The 16,160-nt window shown below is 61.9% G+C and carries 13 protein-coding genes; 7 read left to right on the top strand and 6 right to left on the bottom strand.

Going from position 1 to position 16,160, the window contains the following annotated elements:
• Positions 1 to 29: 29 nt before the first annotated feature.
• The 3 genes from PSTU_RS0117230 to putP (PSTU_RS0117220) form a co-directional block, all read right to left on the bottom strand.
• Positions 30 to 1,436: a hypothetical protein gene (locus PSTU_RS0117230; protein ID WP_019342260.1), complete on the bottom strand. Its 1,407-nt coding sequence runs from the start codon at positions 1,434 to 1,436 to the stop codon at positions 30 to 32.
• A gap of 319 nt (positions 1,437 to 1,755) precedes the next feature.
• Complete coding sequence (locus tag PSTU_RS20960) at positions 1,756 to 1,935, bottom strand: hypothetical protein (RefSeq protein WP_019342259.1); 180 nt, start codon at positions 1,933 to 1,935, stop codon at positions 1,756 to 1,758.
• Between the two features lie 177 nt (positions 1,936 to 2,112).
• Positions 2,113 to 3,597, bottom strand: coding sequence for a sodium/proline symporter PutP (gene putP, locus PSTU_RS0117220; RefSeq protein WP_019342258.1), 1,485 nt, complete (start codon positions 3,595 to 3,597; stop codon positions 2,113 to 2,115).
• A gap of 135 nt (positions 3,598 to 3,732) precedes the next feature.
• On the opposite strand from putP (PSTU_RS0117220), the gene PSTU_RS0117215 reads away from it, so the two are divergent.
• A complete protein-coding gene (locus PSTU_RS0117215; protein ID WP_019342257.1) occupies positions 3,733 to 3,993 on the top strand; it encodes a hypothetical protein in 261 nt (86 codons plus the stop codon).
• Between the two features lie 179 nt (positions 3,994 to 4,172).
• A complete protein-coding gene (locus PSTU_RS0117210) occupies positions 4,173 to 4,397 on the top strand; it encodes a DUF3203 family protein (protein WP_019342256.1) in 225 nt (74 codons plus the stop codon).
• Positions 4,398 to 4,501: 104 nt separating this feature from the next.
• Here the strand turns inward: PSTU_RS0117210 and putP (PSTU_RS0117205) are convergent, their stop codons facing one another.
• The 3 genes from putP (PSTU_RS0117205) to PSTU_RS0117195 form a co-directional block, all read right to left on the bottom strand.
• Positions 4,502 to 5,986, bottom strand: coding sequence for a sodium/proline symporter PutP (gene putP / locus PSTU_RS0117205; protein WP_019342255.1), 1,485 nt, complete (start codon positions 5,984 to 5,986; stop codon positions 4,502 to 4,504).
• A 206-nt stretch (positions 5,987 to 6,192) separates the two neighbouring features.
• The gene (putA, locus tag PSTU_RS0117200; RefSeq protein ID WP_019342254.1) at positions 6,193 to 9,354 is read right to left on the bottom strand and encodes a bifunctional proline dehydrogenase/L-glutamate gamma-semialdehyde dehydrogenase PutA; all 3,162 of its coding nucleotides are present in this window, start codon (positions 9,352 to 9,354) and stop codon (positions 6,193 to 6,195) included.
• 261 nt (positions 9,355 to 9,615) lie between these two features.
• Positions 9,616 to 10,371, bottom strand: a complete 756-nt coding sequence (locus PSTU_RS0117195) for an AraC family transcriptional regulator (RefSeq protein WP_019342253.1) — start codon at positions 10,369 to 10,371, stop codon at positions 9,616 to 9,618.
• A gap of 141 nt (positions 10,372 to 10,512) precedes the next feature.
• Here PSTU_RS0117195 and lon point away from each other — a divergent pair, with 141 nt between their 5' ends.
• The 5 genes from lon to PSTU_RS0117165 all read left to right on the top strand — a co-directional run.
• Positions 10,513 to 12,894 carry an endopeptidase La gene (gene lon / locus PSTU_RS0117190; RefSeq protein WP_019342252.1) on the top strand — a complete coding sequence of 794 codons (2,382 nt, stop codon included), beginning with the start codon at positions 10,513 to 10,515 and terminating at the stop codon, positions 12,892 to 12,894.
• Positions 12,895 to 13,035: 141 nt separating this feature from the next.
• Positions 13,036 to 13,428 (top strand): protease inhibitor I42 family protein, encoded by a 393-nt coding sequence (locus PSTU_RS0117185; protein ID WP_019342251.1) that lies wholly within the window; start codon positions 13,036 to 13,038, stop codon positions 13,426 to 13,428.
• A 96-nt stretch (positions 13,429 to 13,524) separates the two neighbouring features.
• Entirely contained in the window at positions 13,525 to 14,268 is a 744-nt protein-coding gene (gene cmoA / locus PSTU_RS0117180; RefSeq protein WP_019342250.1) for a carboxy-S-adenosyl-L-methionine synthase CmoA, read from the top strand.
• Positions 14,265 to 15,227 (top strand): tRNA 5-methoxyuridine(34)/uridine 5-oxyacetic acid(34) synthase CmoB, encoded by a 963-nt coding sequence (gene cmoB / locus PSTU_RS0117175; protein ID WP_019342249.1) that lies wholly within the window; start codon positions 14,265 to 14,267, stop codon positions 15,225 to 15,227. Before cmoA ends, cmoB begins: the two co-directional genes overlap by 4 nt.
• A 443-nt stretch (positions 15,228 to 15,670) precedes the next feature.
• The coding region (locus PSTU_RS0117165; RefSeq protein WP_029404842.1) for a LysR family transcriptional regulator at positions 15,671 to 16,160 on the top strand (490 nt) is incomplete at its 3' end.

Here is a 16,160-nt window from a genome sequence, read left to right as displayed (position 1 = left end):
GGGCGTTTCTAGGTAGGCGTTAGTGTTTTTCAACTCTCTGGGCAGGCAGGCAGTGCCGTCCGATTCTGCGTGCCGTCGTTACGTGTGAACTCGCAGCCATAGGCGGGGTTGGCGACTACGCGCGGATTAAGGACTTCATCACCCGCTGGCTTGGTGCCCTGCTGTTCCCACTGCAGCATCGCTGCCATTGCCTCGACTTGCTCTTGATAAGTGAAGTCGCAATGGCTAGGTGCGCGAATAGCGCGTTGCACCAGTAGATCACCGTTGCCATTGGCTTCAGCGTTACGGCGATAGATCTGCTGGTGTTTGAATGGCACGTAGAGGTCGCCAAGAGTATGGATACTGACCACCGGGACGTTGAACTGGCCGTTGACTACCGGAATCCAGCGCAGCCCGTCCGGGCGGATGCTGTTGGCAGCAGGATGACCGATGACACGGATAATCGAGTCGTTGAATGCGCGCTCCTCTCGGGACATCGCCTTGTTCGTATCGAACTGATAGCGGATGGCAAGGTTGCCGCTGAGCGAGTCGGCCAGAATGCCGTTCACTGAACCATCCTGCCCTCCGGTACCCAGCACGACGCTTTGCAGACTCGTGCGGAAGCCTTCGGCAAAGATTGGCCGTTCGCCACCGCTGAGATCACGAACGATACCTTCCAGCTTCTCACCCTGCGGCGATGGGTCGGTCGGGTAGCTGTCCCACAACGCGCCGATGATCTGCGGCAACTTGGGCTGGAAGTCTGTCGCCGGGAAGGTGGTAGGCCCCTGCCCCGCCAGATGCTGGGCAGCCAGGGTGTAGTTCGTCAGGTATTCAAATTCGTAGACGTCGCCAGTTACGCCGCACATCGGCACCGAGCCGCTGTAGCGCAACGGGTTATTGGCGGTGGCATAGGTCTCGGCTTCCACCGCGGCGGCGGCAACATGCCCGCCCATGGAATGCCCGGTGATGTAGATCTTGCTCGGCTGAGCTTTGCCAGTCAGCTCACTGAACGCGAGCGCCAGGGCGTTGGTATCTTCAACTCCGGCGCGCACATCGTAGTAGTTCTTGCTGTAACTGGAAGCGGCCCAGGCGTATCCCTGTTGCAGCAGCCATGGGCGAATCGGCGGCGGCCCAACGGTGAGTTCTGGTCCCGTGCCGCGGTAGCCGTGCGCGTACATGACCAGCATGCCGTTCCAATTCGGCGGGACTTCGATCTGGTAGGACGAGCCTTCGTAAATGCCGGTCCAGCGTTCGCTGGGCAGGCCGGGGAATGCTGCCAAAGGCGATACGACCGGGACGAAAACGCGCGAGTCTTGTTCGCGTGATTCGCTGTGGGATACAGGCGGCTTGATCGGTTTGGAGCGGGCCTGAGCATCGGCAGCGATGCCGACACCGCCAACCAGCATGACACCGACGATGGCGCGCGCGCAGGCTGAAGCCAACTTGCTTGGGAGCATGGGAGTTTCCTCGATTATTGTTTTTGTTTTACGGGCCTTGCTAGCGATACGCGCTCTGCCGGGCTTGCCGACCACAAGCGGTACACGCATTTCCACTAACCGTGGCAGAAAGCTTGGACCTGTCAAATAGACGGAATGTCGGAGGGATGAGCGGAACCATCGTCACGTGAATAGCAGAACTGGTGTCTCGCTTATTCGCGTGCAGAATTCGTTGATGTGCGCTGCAGCATGGCTATCGCTGAGCAGCAAGGAGGGGGGAAACGGGGTAAAGCGGGCCGAATGGCATGCGCTATTCGGTCCCGGGAAAACCGTGTGAGGGTCAGCAGTTTCCTTTCTTCGCCTGGCCCGGCGGGCAATGAGTACCACCATGCCCACCATGCCCACCACCGTCGCCGATATCTATACCGATGCCTGGCAAGCGCAGGCTGCAGCCAGTAATCAGTACAGAAGCCAATACAACGGCCATGGCCCGGATCATCATCGTAGATTGCGCTTTCATTGGAATACTCCTGGATTTCCTGATGTGCACCACTCAACGGCGCCCGGTGCACAGTATCCAACGCCGCATCAATGCGTGACAGCTCATTATTGCGGCGACGCGGCGCCAATCACGAATGACGGTTTCAAGGCTTGCTTCGCTGATCGCTCAGCAGGCCCTGATCCCGCCCGGCCCGCCCTAGCCCGCGTGATACTCGGCGTCAGCCACTTCGAAGCGCTGCTGAATGGAAGCCGCTGGCTCCTTGCCCATGATGCTCACCACATAGATGGCGATGCTGGCGAGGATGAAGCCGGGGATGATTTCGTACAGCCCGAGCCCGATGAACTCCTTCCACACCACCACGGTAATGGCGCCGACCAGCATGCCGGCGAGCGCGCCGTTGCGGGTCATGCGCTTCCACACAAGGGAGATCAGCACCACCGGACCAAAGGCAGCGCCGAAGCCGGCCCAGGCGTAGGACACGAGGCCCAGCACTTTACTGTCCGGATTCGAGGCGATGCCGATGGCGATCAAGGCAATCAGCAGCACCATGGCGCGGCCAACCCAGACCAGTTCAGTCTGCGATGCGCCCTTGCGCAAGAAGGCTTTGTAGAAGTCCTGGGTCAGTGCACTGGAACTAACCAGCAACTGTGCGCTGAGCGTACTCATGACGGCAGCCAGTACGCCGGAGAGGATGATGCCCGCGACCCAGGGGTTGAACATCAGCTTGACCAGTTCCATGAACACGCGCTCGCCGTTCTCGGTGACCGGGCCGGCCAGCGCAGGGTTATCCGCGAAGTAGGCGATACCGAGGAAGCCCACGACCACAGCTCCGGCGAGCGTCAGGATCATCCAGGCCATGCCGATGCGGCGGGCGTTGGGGATGGTTTTCACCGAGTCGGCGGCCATGAAGCGCACCAGGATGTGCGGCTGCCCGAAGTAGCCAAGGCCCCAGCCGAGCAGCGAGATGATCGCGATGAAGGACAAACCCTTGAACATGTCGAAATTCGAAGGGTCCTGCGCGGCGATGGTGTCCATGGCGGTACCAAGGTCGCCCAGGGCGAGGATGACGAACACCGGCGTGATCAACAGCGCGAAGATCATCAGCGTGGCCTGAACGGTATCGGTCCAGCTCACCGCAAGGAAACCGCCGATGAACACGTAGAGGATGGTTGCCGCCGCGCCGACCCACAGTGCCGTGCCGTATTCCATGCCGAAGGTGGACTCGAACAGGCGCGCGCCGGCCACTACGCCGGAGGCGCAGTAGATGGTGAAGAACACCAGAATCACCAACGCAGAGAAGATCCGCAGCAGGCGGCTGGTGTCCTCGAAACGATGGGAGAAATAGTCCGGCAGGGTTAGCGCATTGTGGTTGTGCTCGGTGTGCACACGCAGCCGCCCGGCGACGAAAATCCAGTTAAGCCAGGCGCCGGCGATGAGACCGATGGCGATCCAGCTTTCCGACAGCCCTGCGACGAAGATCGCGCCGGGCAGGCCCATCAGCAGCCAGCCGCTCATGTCCGAAGCGCCTGCTGAAAGCGCAGTGACGAAACTGCCGAGGCTGCGTCCGCCGAGGATGTAGTCATCGAAGTTCTTGGTGGCGCGGTAGGCGGTGAAGCCGATAAGAATCATCGCCGCGATGTAGATCACGAAGGTGATCAGAGTGGGGGTGCTCACATTCATTGGTGTTGTTTTCCTTGTGCTGCGGGGACGTAGCCCCCGCCTCCACTGACGAAACGCGAACGCTTGTGGCGCTGCGTTGGCAACGGACGGTCGGGTTTAGAAGGAAAGCATAGCGTCTCGAAGCACTCTTCGCTCATGACCGGACAGTTTTGTCCGGAAAAGGTGCGAACGGAACGACCTACGGATGTCCTGCTGAGTGGCCAGGACGACGAGCCGGCGATGCGGCGGTTCGCTTCGATCTCAGCGCTGCCGCAGTCAGCGGTTGATAATTTGCCCGCGCATGGACGCCAGGCGCGCCGGCAAGCGATTCTGCGCTGGAATCGAGATGCCCGCAGCGGTCATCGCCGCCTGCAGATGGTCCGCGCGTTGAAATCGCTGCGCGTGAATTCCAGATGAGCGGTCGCGCAGCCAGATGGGGTTGTTGCATCAACCAGGTCTCGAAGGCATCGGCCGGCAGCGGGCGGCTGAAGAGATAACGATTACCGCCTCATGCAAAACGGATTCTTGTGGTCATGGTCTCATCCTCAGTAGCTGCACTTGCCGGTGCGGCTTCACCGCAGCCCAAGGAGCCCGCCATGACCGTTCACCTCGATACCGCTAACGGCACTTGTTCAACCACGCTCGGAAACGCCACCCATACCAGCGCCATCAAGGACGTTCGGATCTCGACAGATCCAGCTGCGCGCATGTCCATGGCGCATATCAGCGGCCACAGCGTTCACGTGACCGAAGACATGGCCGAGCACCTGATTGCAGCCGGCGCAAAGGATGATCGCCGGAATCTTGTTGTCGACGACTGAACACGCCGCATGAGCCATTGCAGATCAGCGGTTGGTAGTTGGTAGCGAGCAAAAGAAAACCCCGCTGCTGGGACGCCGGCAGCGGGGTTTTGGGTGTAGATGAATCAACGACCCTGGTATTCGCTCTCGGCGTCTTCGAAGCGCTTGATCATGCTCTGCGAGGCACCTGCGCCTACTTTGCTGAACACCACGATGGCGATGCTGGCGAGGATAAAGCCAGGGATGATCTCGTACAGGCCCATGCCGACGAATTCCTTCCACACCACCACGGTGACAGCACCAACGACCATGCCGGCCAGCGCACCGTTACGGGTCATGTGCTTCCACAGCAGCGAGATCAGCACGACCGGACCGAAGGCGGCGCCGAAGCCGGCCCAGGCGTAGGACACCAGACCCAGCACCTTGCTGTCCGGGTTGGAGGCGATGCCGAGCGCGATGAAGGCGATCAGCAGCACCATCGCGCGACCGACCCAGACCAGTTCGGTCTGCGAGGCGTTCTTGCGCAGCATGGCTTTGTAGAAGTCCTGCGTCAGGGCGCTGGAACTGACCAGCAGCTGAGCGCTGAGAGTACTCATCACCGCCGCGAGCACACCGGACAGGATGACGCCGGCAACCCAGGGGTTGAACAGGATCTTCACCAGTTCCATGAACACCCGCTCACCGTTTTCGGAGACCGGCCCGGCCAGCTCCGGATGGTCTGCAAAATAGGCGATGCCGAAGAAGCCCACGGCAACCGCACCGGCCAGGGTCAGGATCATCCACGCCATGCCGATGCGACGGGCGTTGGGGATGGTCTTCACCGAATCGGCGGCCATGAAGCGCACCAGGATGTGCGGCTGGCCGAAGTAGCCCAGCCCCCAAGCCAGCAGCGAAACGATGGCGACGAAGGACAGCCCGTTGAACATATCGAAGGCTGCTGGGTTCTGCGTGGCGATGGTATCCATCGCAGCACCCATGTCGCCTAGCGCCAGGATCACGAATACCGGCGTGATCAACAGCGCGAAGATCATCAGCGTCGCCTGCACGGTGTCGGTCCAGCTGACCGCGAGGAAACCGCCGATGAACACATAGAGAATGGTTGCGGCTGCACCGATCCACAGCGCCACGTCATACGGCACGCCGAAGCTGCTTTCGAACAGACGCGCGCCGGCGACGACGCCCGAGGCGCAGTAGATGGTGAAGAACACCAGCACAACCAGCGCCGAGAAGATGCGCAGCAGGCGGCTGTCGTCTTCGAAGCGATGCGAGAAGTAGTCAGGCAGGGTCAGCGCGTTCTTGTTGCGTTCGGTATGCACGCGCAGGCGGCCAGCCACGAACAGCCAGTTCAGCCAGGCCCCGGCGATCAGGCCGATGGCGATCCAGCTTTCGGAAAGCCCTGCGACGAAAATCGCGCCCGGAAGGCCCATCAGCAGCCAGCCGCTCATGTCCGAAGCGCCTGCCGACAGCGCCGTGACGAAACTGCCCAGACTACGCCCCCCAAGGATGTAGTCATCGAAGTTCTTGGTGGCACGGTAGGCGATAAAGCCGATCAACAGCATGGCGCCGATGTAGATCACGAAGGTGATCAAGGTGGGTGTACTGATGCTCATTTTGTTCCCTCGTTAGTTGTTGTTGATGGGCGCGAGGGTGTTCGCAAACCCACCTGGCAGAGGGCGACGTCGGATCGCGCCATCACCGGGACGGGTCCAACCGGACCCATCAGTGGCGGAAGAGCGATCCGCCGACTGTTCTGATTGTTCTTGTGAGCTGGCGGTCTCTGAACCGAGCCGCCAGCCATTTCCTGCCGAGTAGACGGTCAGTCGTCACCCAGCGACAGCAGTGACGCATTACCGCCCACCGCAGTGGTGTTGGTCGAGGTGGTGCGCTCGTTGACGAAGCGCAGCAGGTAGCTCGGGCCGCCCGCCTTCGGGCCAGTGCCGGACAGTCCACAGCCGCCGAACGGCTGCACACCGACCACCGCACCGACCTGGTTGCGGTTGACGTACAGGTTGCCGACCCGCGCCAGCGCTTCGATGCGCTCGGCGGTCTCCTCGTTGCGGCTGTGCACGCCGAGCGTCAGGCCGTAGCCGGTGGCGTTGATGTCGGCCACAACCTTTTCCAGGTCCGCCGCATCGAAACGCACCACGTGCAGCACCGGACCGAACTGCTCTTTCTTCAGCTCCTGGATACCGCCGATCTCGAAGGCCACCGGCGCCACGAAATGGCCGTTGAGGCTGCCCTGCAGCTTGGCTTCGGCAATCAGCTTGCCTTCGGCCTTCAGTTTCTCGATGTGGGCAAGCAAACCGTCGCGGGCTTCAGCGTCGATAACCGGCCCCAGGTCATTTTCGCGTAGGTGCGTCGGGCCGACTTTCAGCTGTGCCATGGCGCCCTTGATCAGCTCGATCACCCGGTCAGCAATGTCACGCTGCACGTAGAGCACGCGCAGGGCCGAGCAGCGCTGGCCGGCACTGGTAAAGGCCGAACCCACCGCATCCTTGACCACCTGCTCAGGCAGTGCGGTGGAATCGACGATCATGGCGTTCTGGCCGCCGGTTTCGGCGATCAGGGTGGCGATGGCGCCCTCCTTCTCGGCCAGCTGGCGGTTGATAATGCGTGCCGTGTCGGTGGAACCGGTAAAGCACACGCCCACAACGCGAGGGTCGCGGCAGAACACGCCACCCAAGGTGGCACCGTCACCCGGCAGGAAGGCAATCGCCTCGTTCGGCAGGCCAGCTTCGAACATCAGATCCAGCGCACGAGCAGCGATCAGGCTGGTCTGCTCGGCGGGCTTGGCCAGCACGGTATTACCGGCGACCAAGGCTGCAGTGATCTGACCGAGGTAGATCGCCAGCGGGAAGTTCCAAGGGCTGATGCAGACGAATACGCCACGGCCTTCGTGGAACAGTTCGTTGCGTTCGCCAGTCGGGCCCTTGAGTTCTTCACGGCCGAGCTTCAGGCGCGCCTGCAGCGCGTAGTAACGGCAGAAATCCACTGCTTCGCGGACTTCGTCGATGCCGTCCTGCAGGGTCTTGCCCGCTTCCAGGGTGCACATGGCCATCAGCTCGGCGCGGTTGGCTTCGAGCAGGTCAGCGAGGCGCTCGAGAATCTGCGCGCGCTGCTCGATCGGCGTGGCATTCCAGCGCGGCCAGAAAGCGGCCAGACCGTCGATGGCCTGTTTGGCCTGCTCGGCCGTGGCGAACTGGGCGGTGCCCACTTCCTGGCTGAGGCTGTAGGGGCAATACACCTTGTGCGGGGTGCCGTTGAGCTTCTGACCGGCGATCACCGGGGCGGCTTGCCACTGGCGGTCGAGGAAAGTCTGGTAGGCGCTGGACAGTTCGTTCCACTGGGTCTGGATGTTCATGTTGATGCCTTGCGAGTTGGTCCGGTTGCCGTACAGCGCCGGCGGGAGCGGGATGCGGTGGTTGCCGAGGGTCTTGAACTGGCGCAACTGGGTGACCGGGTGATCGATCAGGGTCTCGACCGGTACGCGCGGGTCGACCAGCTGGTGGACGAAGGATGAGTTGGCGCCGTTCTCCAGCAGGCGACGCACCAGGTACGGCAGCAAATCCTTGTGAGCACCGACGGGCGCATAGATGCGCACGTTCTTGCGGTACATCTCGATCACCGTGTCGTACAGCGCGTCGCCCATGCCGTGCAGGCGCTGGAACTCGAATTCACGCGGCGTCTTCAACTCGCCGACCATCGACAGGATGCAGCTGACGGTGTGGGCGTTGTGGCTGGCGAACTGCGGGTAGATCACGCCGCGGGTCTGCTCGGACAGCAGGTAGCGGGCGCAGGCCAGGTAGGAGGTGTCGGTACCTTCCTTGCGGGTGTAGACCGGGTAGCCGTCGAGGCCCTGAACCTGGCACTGCTTGATCTCGCTGTCCCAGTAGGCACCCTTGACCAGCCGCAGCGGGATCCGCGCGCCCAGCTCTTTGCCCAGCAAGGTCAGCCACACCAGCACCGGCAGGCAGCGCTTGGAGTATGCCTGGATCACCAGGCCGAACTCGCCCCAGCCGGCAATGGCCGGGTCGCGCATGAGCTTTTCATAGAGTTCCAGCGACAGCTCGAGGCGGTCGGCTTCTTCGGCGTCGATGGTGATACCGACATCCAGGCGACGCGCCAGGATCGCCAGCTCGCGGACGCTCACGAACAGTTCGGTGAGGACCCGCTCGCGCTGAGCCACTTCATAGCGCGGGTGCAGTGCGGAGAGCTTGATCGACACCGACGGACGCGGCCCTGGACCGACCTGCGGCTCGGCGCCAACGGTTTCCACGGCTTGGCGGTAGTCGGCCATGTACTTGCGGGCATCCTCGGTGGTGAGTGCCGCCTCGCCGAGCATGTCGAAGGAATAGGTGTAGCCCTTCTCGCGCTCGGGACGGCCGTTCTTCAGCGCCTCGGAGATGGTGCGGCCGAGCACGAACTGCTTGCCCATCAGCTTCATCGCCTGGTTCATCGCGGCGCGAATTACTGGCTCACCGGAGCGCTTGACCAGACGGCCAATGACATTCTTTGGCCGGCCGTCAGCATTGTCAGGGTCAACGACTTTGCCGGTCATCACCAGGCCCCAGGCGGCAAAGTTGACCAGCACGTTGTCGCTCTGGCCGAGATGGCGTTCCCACTCGGCGGCGTTGAGCTTGTCGCGGATCAGTGCGTCGGCGGTGGCCGAATCCGGCACGCGCAACAACGCCTCGGCCAGACACATCAGCATCAGTCCTTCGTGGGTATCCAGGCTGTACTGACGCAGCAGCGCGTCCAACGTATCGACCGCATTATCCCGGCCGCGCACCGCCTCGATCAGCGTACGGGCTTCACGGCGAATGGCTTCGATGCCAGCGTCGCCGGGATCGGCCAGCTGCAAGAGCTCATTCAGGTAGGCCGCTTCGTCAACGCTGTAGTTGGCGCTGATGGCGGGAAAGAATTCGGCGGCTTTCAGATTGGCGAAATCGCCCTGCAAGACTTGACCGGCTTTGAACATCGCGCCGCTCCTCTCGTGGAGTGTTGTTGAATCAGGCCCAGCGGGTCGCTCACGCCAGTGATGGCGCAGCGGTGGCCGCCAAACGGGTAGGGGAATCTACGGCGGGAGGGTTTTGCGGTGTTGCAGATACCTACGGATCTTTTACAAAAAACTACGACTTTGCGCGCTCGTCAAAATCCGGTCATATAAGCCGGTTGGCGCAGTGCCAAAAAGTTTGCGGCCCCACGAAAAAACGCACCGTTGCGGTGCGTTTTGTATGCCTCAGCCTTCGCTGCGTCGCAGCTTCTTCGGGGTCAGTCCCAGGTAACGGCGCGTTGCCGTGGTCAGTGCGCTCTGGCTAGAAAACCCGCATTCCTCGGCAATCCGGACAAGCGGCAGCGGGCTCTCGCGCAACAGCCGCGCCGCGCGATCGAGGCGGCTTTTAAGCAGGTATTGATGTGGCGTCAGGCCGACACTGTCCTTGAACTGCACGTGAAAGTGGCTGGGACTCAGGCAGACAACCTGCGCCAGCTCGGCAACGGTGATCCGCCGCGCCAGATTGCTTTCGATGTGCGCATCTAGCCGAGCGATATCCAGCGGGCCGGTCGGCGGCCGTGACGATTCGCCAAACACCCGCAGGTGTAACGCCCGCAACAGCACGCCACCCAGCGCTCGCGCCAACAACGGATCGCTGCCGTAGCGAGCCAGCTCCGCACCGGCATAGTTCAGCAGGTTGTGGAAGTCTGCATCGAGCGCGGGATAACGTGGCGTTTCGAACAATCGCGCAAGCAGGCGTGGGTCGTCGGCACTCATGTCCTGCTCATCAAGGTCGATGATGAGCATGCGGTTATCGCCCTTGCCGGCAAACTCGTGTCCAGCGTACCCCGGTACCAGACAGGCACGCATACGGCAGACCTCACCGCCCGAGCCATCCACCTCAAACTCGGCACTGCCCGACAGCGACATGACCAACTGGTGGTAGTCGTGTGCGTGTTCGTGAGCCTGATCATCGAGGCGAAGCAGACGTGCAGTGAGCATGGCGAGGTACCTGACGTGTTGCCGCACTCTACCGGAGGCAGCCGTATTTTTACAGCCAGCCCCAAACGTCAAAGGCTGGATTGGATTGAAATCATTCGGCGGATACCCATCTAAAGAGCACGTACTCGCCACAGGTGCCGCATGAACGACGACATCCATCAGGAACTCGAGCAAGACCAATCATCCACCGGGCTGGTGTTGCCTGACCAGGACCAACCCGACAAGCTGTACATCGTCCCGATTCACAACCGGCCCTTCTTCCCGGCTCAGGTGCTGCCGGTCATCGTCAATGAAGAGCCCTGGGCCGAAACCCTGGAGCTGGTCTCCAAGACGCCGCACCAGCGCCTGGCCCTCTTCTATATGGACACGCCTGCGCAGGACGCCGCCAGCTTCAACCCGGACAGCCTGCCCGAACACGGCACCATGGTTCGCGTGCATCACGCCTCGAAGGAAGGCGGCAAGCTGCAGTTCGTAGCCCAGGGCCTTGCACGCGTGCGAATCCGCGGCTGGCTGCGGCGCAAGCCGCCGTACCTGGTGGAAGTTGACTACCCGCAAAGTGACGAAGACCCGCGTGACGAGGTGAAGGCCTACGGCATGGCCCTGATCAATGCGATCAAAGAGTTGTTGCCGCTCAACCCGTTGTACAGCGAGGAGTTGAAGAATTACCTCAACCGTTTCAGCCCGAACGCGCCGTCACCGCTGACCGATTTTGCCGCGGCGTTGACCACTGCGCCCGGGCCCGAACTGCAGGAAGTACTCGACACCGTGCCGGTGCTCAAGCGCATGGAAAAGGTTCTGCCGCTGCTGCGTAAAGAGGTGGAAGTCGCCAAGCTGCAGAAGGAACTGACCGGCGAGGTGAACCGCAAGATCGGCGAGCGCCAGCGCGAGTTCTTTCTCAAGGAACAGTTGAAGATCATCCAGCAGGAACTGGGCATCACCAAGGATGATCGCAGCGCCGATGCCGACGAGTTTCGCTCTCGGTTGGAAGGCAAGGTGGTGCCTCCAGCCGCGCAGAAGCGTATCGACGACGAGCTGGACAAGCTCTCGGTGCTGGAAACCGGTTCGCCGGAATATGCGGTGACCCGCAACTATCTGGACTGGGCCACCTCGATGCCCTGGGGGCTGTACAGCGAGGACAAGCTCAATCTGAACCATGCGCGCAAAGTGCTCAACGCGCACCACGCCGGCCTCGACGACATCAAGGATCGCATCATCGAGTTTCTCGCCGTCGGCGCCTTCCGTGGCGAAATTTCCGGCTCCATCGTGCTGCTGGTGGGCCCGCCAGGCGTCGGCAAAACCAGCATCGGCAAGTCCATCGCCGAGTCCCTCGGGCGCCGTTTCTATCGTTTCAGCGTCGGCGGCATGCGTGACGAAGCGGAGATCAAGGGTCATCGACGGACCTACATCGGCGCCCTGCCCGGCAAGCTAGTGCAGGCGCTGAAAGAGGTCGAGGTGATGAACCCGGTGATCATGCTCGACGAGGTCGACAAGCTCGGCAACAGCCATCAGGGCGACCCGGCGTCGGCACTGCTGGAGACGCTCGACCCTGAACAGAACGTCGGCTTTCTCGATCACTACCTGGATTTGCGCCTGGATCTGTCCAAGGTCCTGTTCGTCTGCACTGCCAACAGCCTGTATTCGATCCCGGGTCCGCTGCTCGATCGCATGGAAATCATCCGCCTGTCCGGCTACATCACCGAGGAGAAGCTGGCAATCGCCAAGCGCCACCTCTGGCCTCGGCAGTTGGATCGCGCAGGCGTGCCGAAAAAACGGCTGGCGATCAGCGACAGCGCCCTGCGCAGCCTGATCGAAGGTTATGCCCGCGAAGCCGGCGTGCGGCAGCTGGACAAGCAGCTCGGCAAGGTGGTGCGCAAGGCGGTGGTCAAGTTGCTCGACGAGCCCGAGGCCAACATCAAGATCGGGCCAAAGGACATCGAAAGCTACCTGGGCATGCCGTTCTGGCATCCCGAGCAACTGCTTACCGGAGTGGGTGTCGTCACCGGCCTGGCCTGGAACAGCATGGGTGGCGCCACGCTGCCCATCGAGGCGACGCGCATCCATACGCTCAATCGCGGCTTCAAGCTCACCGGCAAGCTCGGCGATGTCATGAAAGAGTCGGCCGAAATCGCCTTCAGCTACGTCAATTCACACTTGAAGGAATTCAAGGGCGATCCGGAGTTCTTCGACCAGGCTTTCGTGCACATGCATGTGCCGGAAGGCGCGACACCAAAAGACGGTCCTAGCGCCGGCATCAGCATGGCCAGCGCGCTGCTCTCGCTGGCACGCAACCAGGCGCCCAAAAAGGGCGTCGCGATGACCGGTGAACTGACCCTGACCGGGCTGGTGCTACCCATCGGCGGCCTGCGCGAAAAGGTCATCGCAGCGCGGCGTTTGAAGCTCTACGAGTTGATCATTCCCGAGCTGAACCGTGGCGACTTCGAAGAACTGCCGGACTATCTCAAAGAAGGCCTGACGATGCATTTCGCCAAGCGTTTCAGCGACGTGGTCAAGGTCCTTTTCTGACGAAGCGGGGCCGTGAAGGATGCGCCACGGCCCGTTACCTGGACCTTCTGCCTGCCGAGAATGGCTTTACGCACGCGGCTGCGCGTCTTATGGTTCAGCCGACGCCCGAGCGTTTCCTTTCCCTTGTTGAGTCGGTCGCCTATGTCCGTAACCCGCCTGCTATCGCCGTTCGCCCCCTTGCTGCTGCTAGCCGGCTGCGCCAGTGCCCCATCCAGCAGCATCGCACTGAGCGACGATGCCGACTGTCCGCTGACCTTGCAGTCCGGTCAGATGCTGATCCTGAGCCTGCCAAGCAATCCCACCACGGGCTATCGCTGGAACCTGCGCGAGGTTTCGAGCGAACAGCTGAAAAGCCTGGGCCCGGAAGTGTTCAGCTCGCCCAAAAGCGATCTGGTCGGCGGCGATGGCCTGTCCACCTGGCGCTTCGAGGCGGCCCAGCCCGGCAGTGGTCGCCTCTACCTCACTTATCAACGTCCCTGGGAGGCTGACGCCGAGCCGGCGGAGCTGTTCGACTGCCGAATCGAAGTCCTATAGCCGAGGACGGGCACCGACCGTCCACTTCGCCACGGCCATCGGCACGGCTTTCCGCTACAATGCCGCCCCTATTTTTCAGCCTGCCCAGACGCCGCCGTGAGCCACGAACCCGATCGCCTGTTCGCCCAGCCCCTTGCCCAGCCCCAGGATTTCGTCTTCAACGAAGACGTTGTGCGGGTGTTTCCCGACATGATCAAACGCTCGGTGCCGGGCTACCCCACGATAGTGGAGAACATCGGCGTACTGGCGGCGCAATTCGCCCAGCCGAACACCTGCCTGTATGACCTCGGTTGCTCGCTGGGTGCGGTGACACAAGCGCTGCGTCGGCACGTCAAGACCGATAACTGTCATGTGGTTGCCGCTGATAACTCTGCGGCGATGGTCGAGCGCTGCCGCGAGTATCTGCACGGGCAGGATTCGATGTTCCAGGAGCTGCTTCCGGTTAAAGTGATCGACGCCGACGTGCTCGCTCTCCAGTTCCAGCCCGCCTCGCTGATCGCCCTCAACTTCACCCTGCAGTTCATCCCGCCCGAACAGCGGCCTGAGCTGCTCAGTGCCATCCGCCAGGCGCTGGTGCCGGGCGGCGCACTGATCCTGTCGGAGAAACTGCGCTTCGAAGATGAGCAGGAACAGGATCTGCTGACTGACCTGCACATCGCGTTCAAACGGGCCAACGGCTACAGCGAGCTGGAAATCGCCCAGAAGCGCAGTGCCATCGAGAACGTGATGAAGCCGGACAGTCTTGAAACCCACCGACAGCGCTTGCTGGACGCCGGCTTTTCCAAAGTGGTGCCCTGGTTCCAGTGCCTGAACTTCGCTTCCCTGATCGCCCTGCCATGAATCTCGACCTGACTCCCCTTGCCTGGCGCGTTGCCGGAACACCTCTGGCCACCTGGGCCAACGGCCTGCAACAGCAACTCGACGCCAAGCTCGCCGTCGGCCACGGCGATCTACCGCGCTGGCGCCGGGCGGTCGATGCGCTGCCAGACATTCAGCCTGACGCCATCGAGATTCGCGATACCTTCCGGCTGGATGCCGATTGCGACGAGGCTACTCGGGCGACGGCCCGTGATGCGCTGTTCGGCCTGTCCCCGTGGCGCAAAGGCCCCTTCGACGTGTTCGGTGTGCATGTGGATACGGAGTGGCGCTCGGACTGGAAGTGGACGCGTGTCGCTCCGCACCTCAACCTTGCCGGCAAGCGCATCCTCGACGTCGGCTGTGGCAACGGCTATTACATGTGGCGAATGCTTGGCGCCGGGGCTGATTCAGTCATCGGCATCGACCCGAACTGGCTGTTCTTCTGCCAGTTCCACGCCATGAAACGCTACCTTTCCGAGTGCCCGGTCTGGCACCTGCCAATGGCCCTCGAAGAACTACCGGCGAAGCTCGAAGGCTTCGACACGGTGTTCTCCATGGGTGTGCTTTATCACCGACGTTCGCCTATCGATCACCTACTCGACCTGAAAGACTGCCTGCTCAAGAACGGCGAGCTGGTGCTGGAAACCCTGGTGGTCGAAGGCAACGAACACACCGCGCTGGTTCCCGAGGATCGTTACGCACAGATGCGCAACGTCTGGTTCCTGCCGTCAGTGGCTGCGCTGGAGTGCTGGCTGCGCCGGGCGGGATTCACCGACGTGCGTTGTGTCGACGTCAGCGTCACCAGCGTCGAGGAACAGCGCAGCACCGACTGGATGCGCTACCAATCGTTACCGGATTTCCTCGACCCAGAGGACCACAGCAAGACCATCGAAGGTCTGCCCGCACCAATGCGCGCCGTACTGATTGCCCGCAAACCCTAGCGCCCGCGCTGGCAACGTTGCTCCTGCACCAACTGCCTCAGCGGCATCCGCAGCTTTTCGATGAGCCGCGGCCTGCTGAGGTCGCGCCCGCGTAGTTGCTGGTCGCTGAGCCTCAGCAGGCGCTGGCACAGGCGCCGTTTGCGCCAGGTAACGAACCAGTCGATCACCGCTTGTTGAAGTTCGACTGGCCACATGGCCGGCATATAGAAGTCTGGCATTTCCGGCCGACCTTGGTCTTCGAACCTATCGCGTTGCTGTTCTCGCTCAGAATGTCGCATCGCATCCTCCAACCATTGAGAGAGTGCACGGGCGCACCCGATACCTGCCAACCGCTCGTGGTCGGCAGATTCAGATTGAGCGCGCTTGACGCTTCAGACAAACGACTACAATAGAACTCTCGGTTCAGAAAATTTGAAGGCCCGCCTATGCCCGGTATGCCCGGTATGCCCGAAGAGCTTCCTCAGTCCGCAATGCCCCTGCTGGAGATCGACGTGCTGCGCACGTTCGTCTCCATCGCCGAAAGTGGCAGCTTCACGCGTGCCGCCGGGCAGATCTTTCGCACAACCTCCGCCGTCAGCATGCAGATCAAACGGCTCGAGACGATGCTCGGCTGCACGTTGTTCATCCGCGAGGCCCGACGTATCACGCTTACCGATGAAGGCGAGCGGCTACTGGGTTACGCGCGGCGTCTGCTCAAGCTCAATGAAGACACAGTCAGCGCGTTCATCGAGCCACGGCTGAACGGGCGGGTTCGCTTCGGAACGGCGTCGGATATCGGGACCCACATCCTGCCTAGTCTGCTGTCGCTGTTCGCCCGAACTCATCCCGGAATCGAGGTGAATGTGTCGGTGGGCCGTAGCATCGAGATGATTCAGCGCGTTGATGCCGGTGAGCTGGATGTCGCGCTCATCAGCGTCGGCAACCTCGGTCAGG

The organism is Stutzerimonas stutzeri SDM-LAC (genome assembly GCF_000235745.1).
Classification (GTDB): domain Bacteria; phylum Pseudomonadota; class Gammaproteobacteria; order Pseudomonadales; family Pseudomonadaceae; genus Stutzerimonas; species Stutzerimonas stutzeri_H.
Note: the sequence above shows the minus strand (reverse complement) of the source record. Positions and strands in the feature narration are given on the sequence as shown.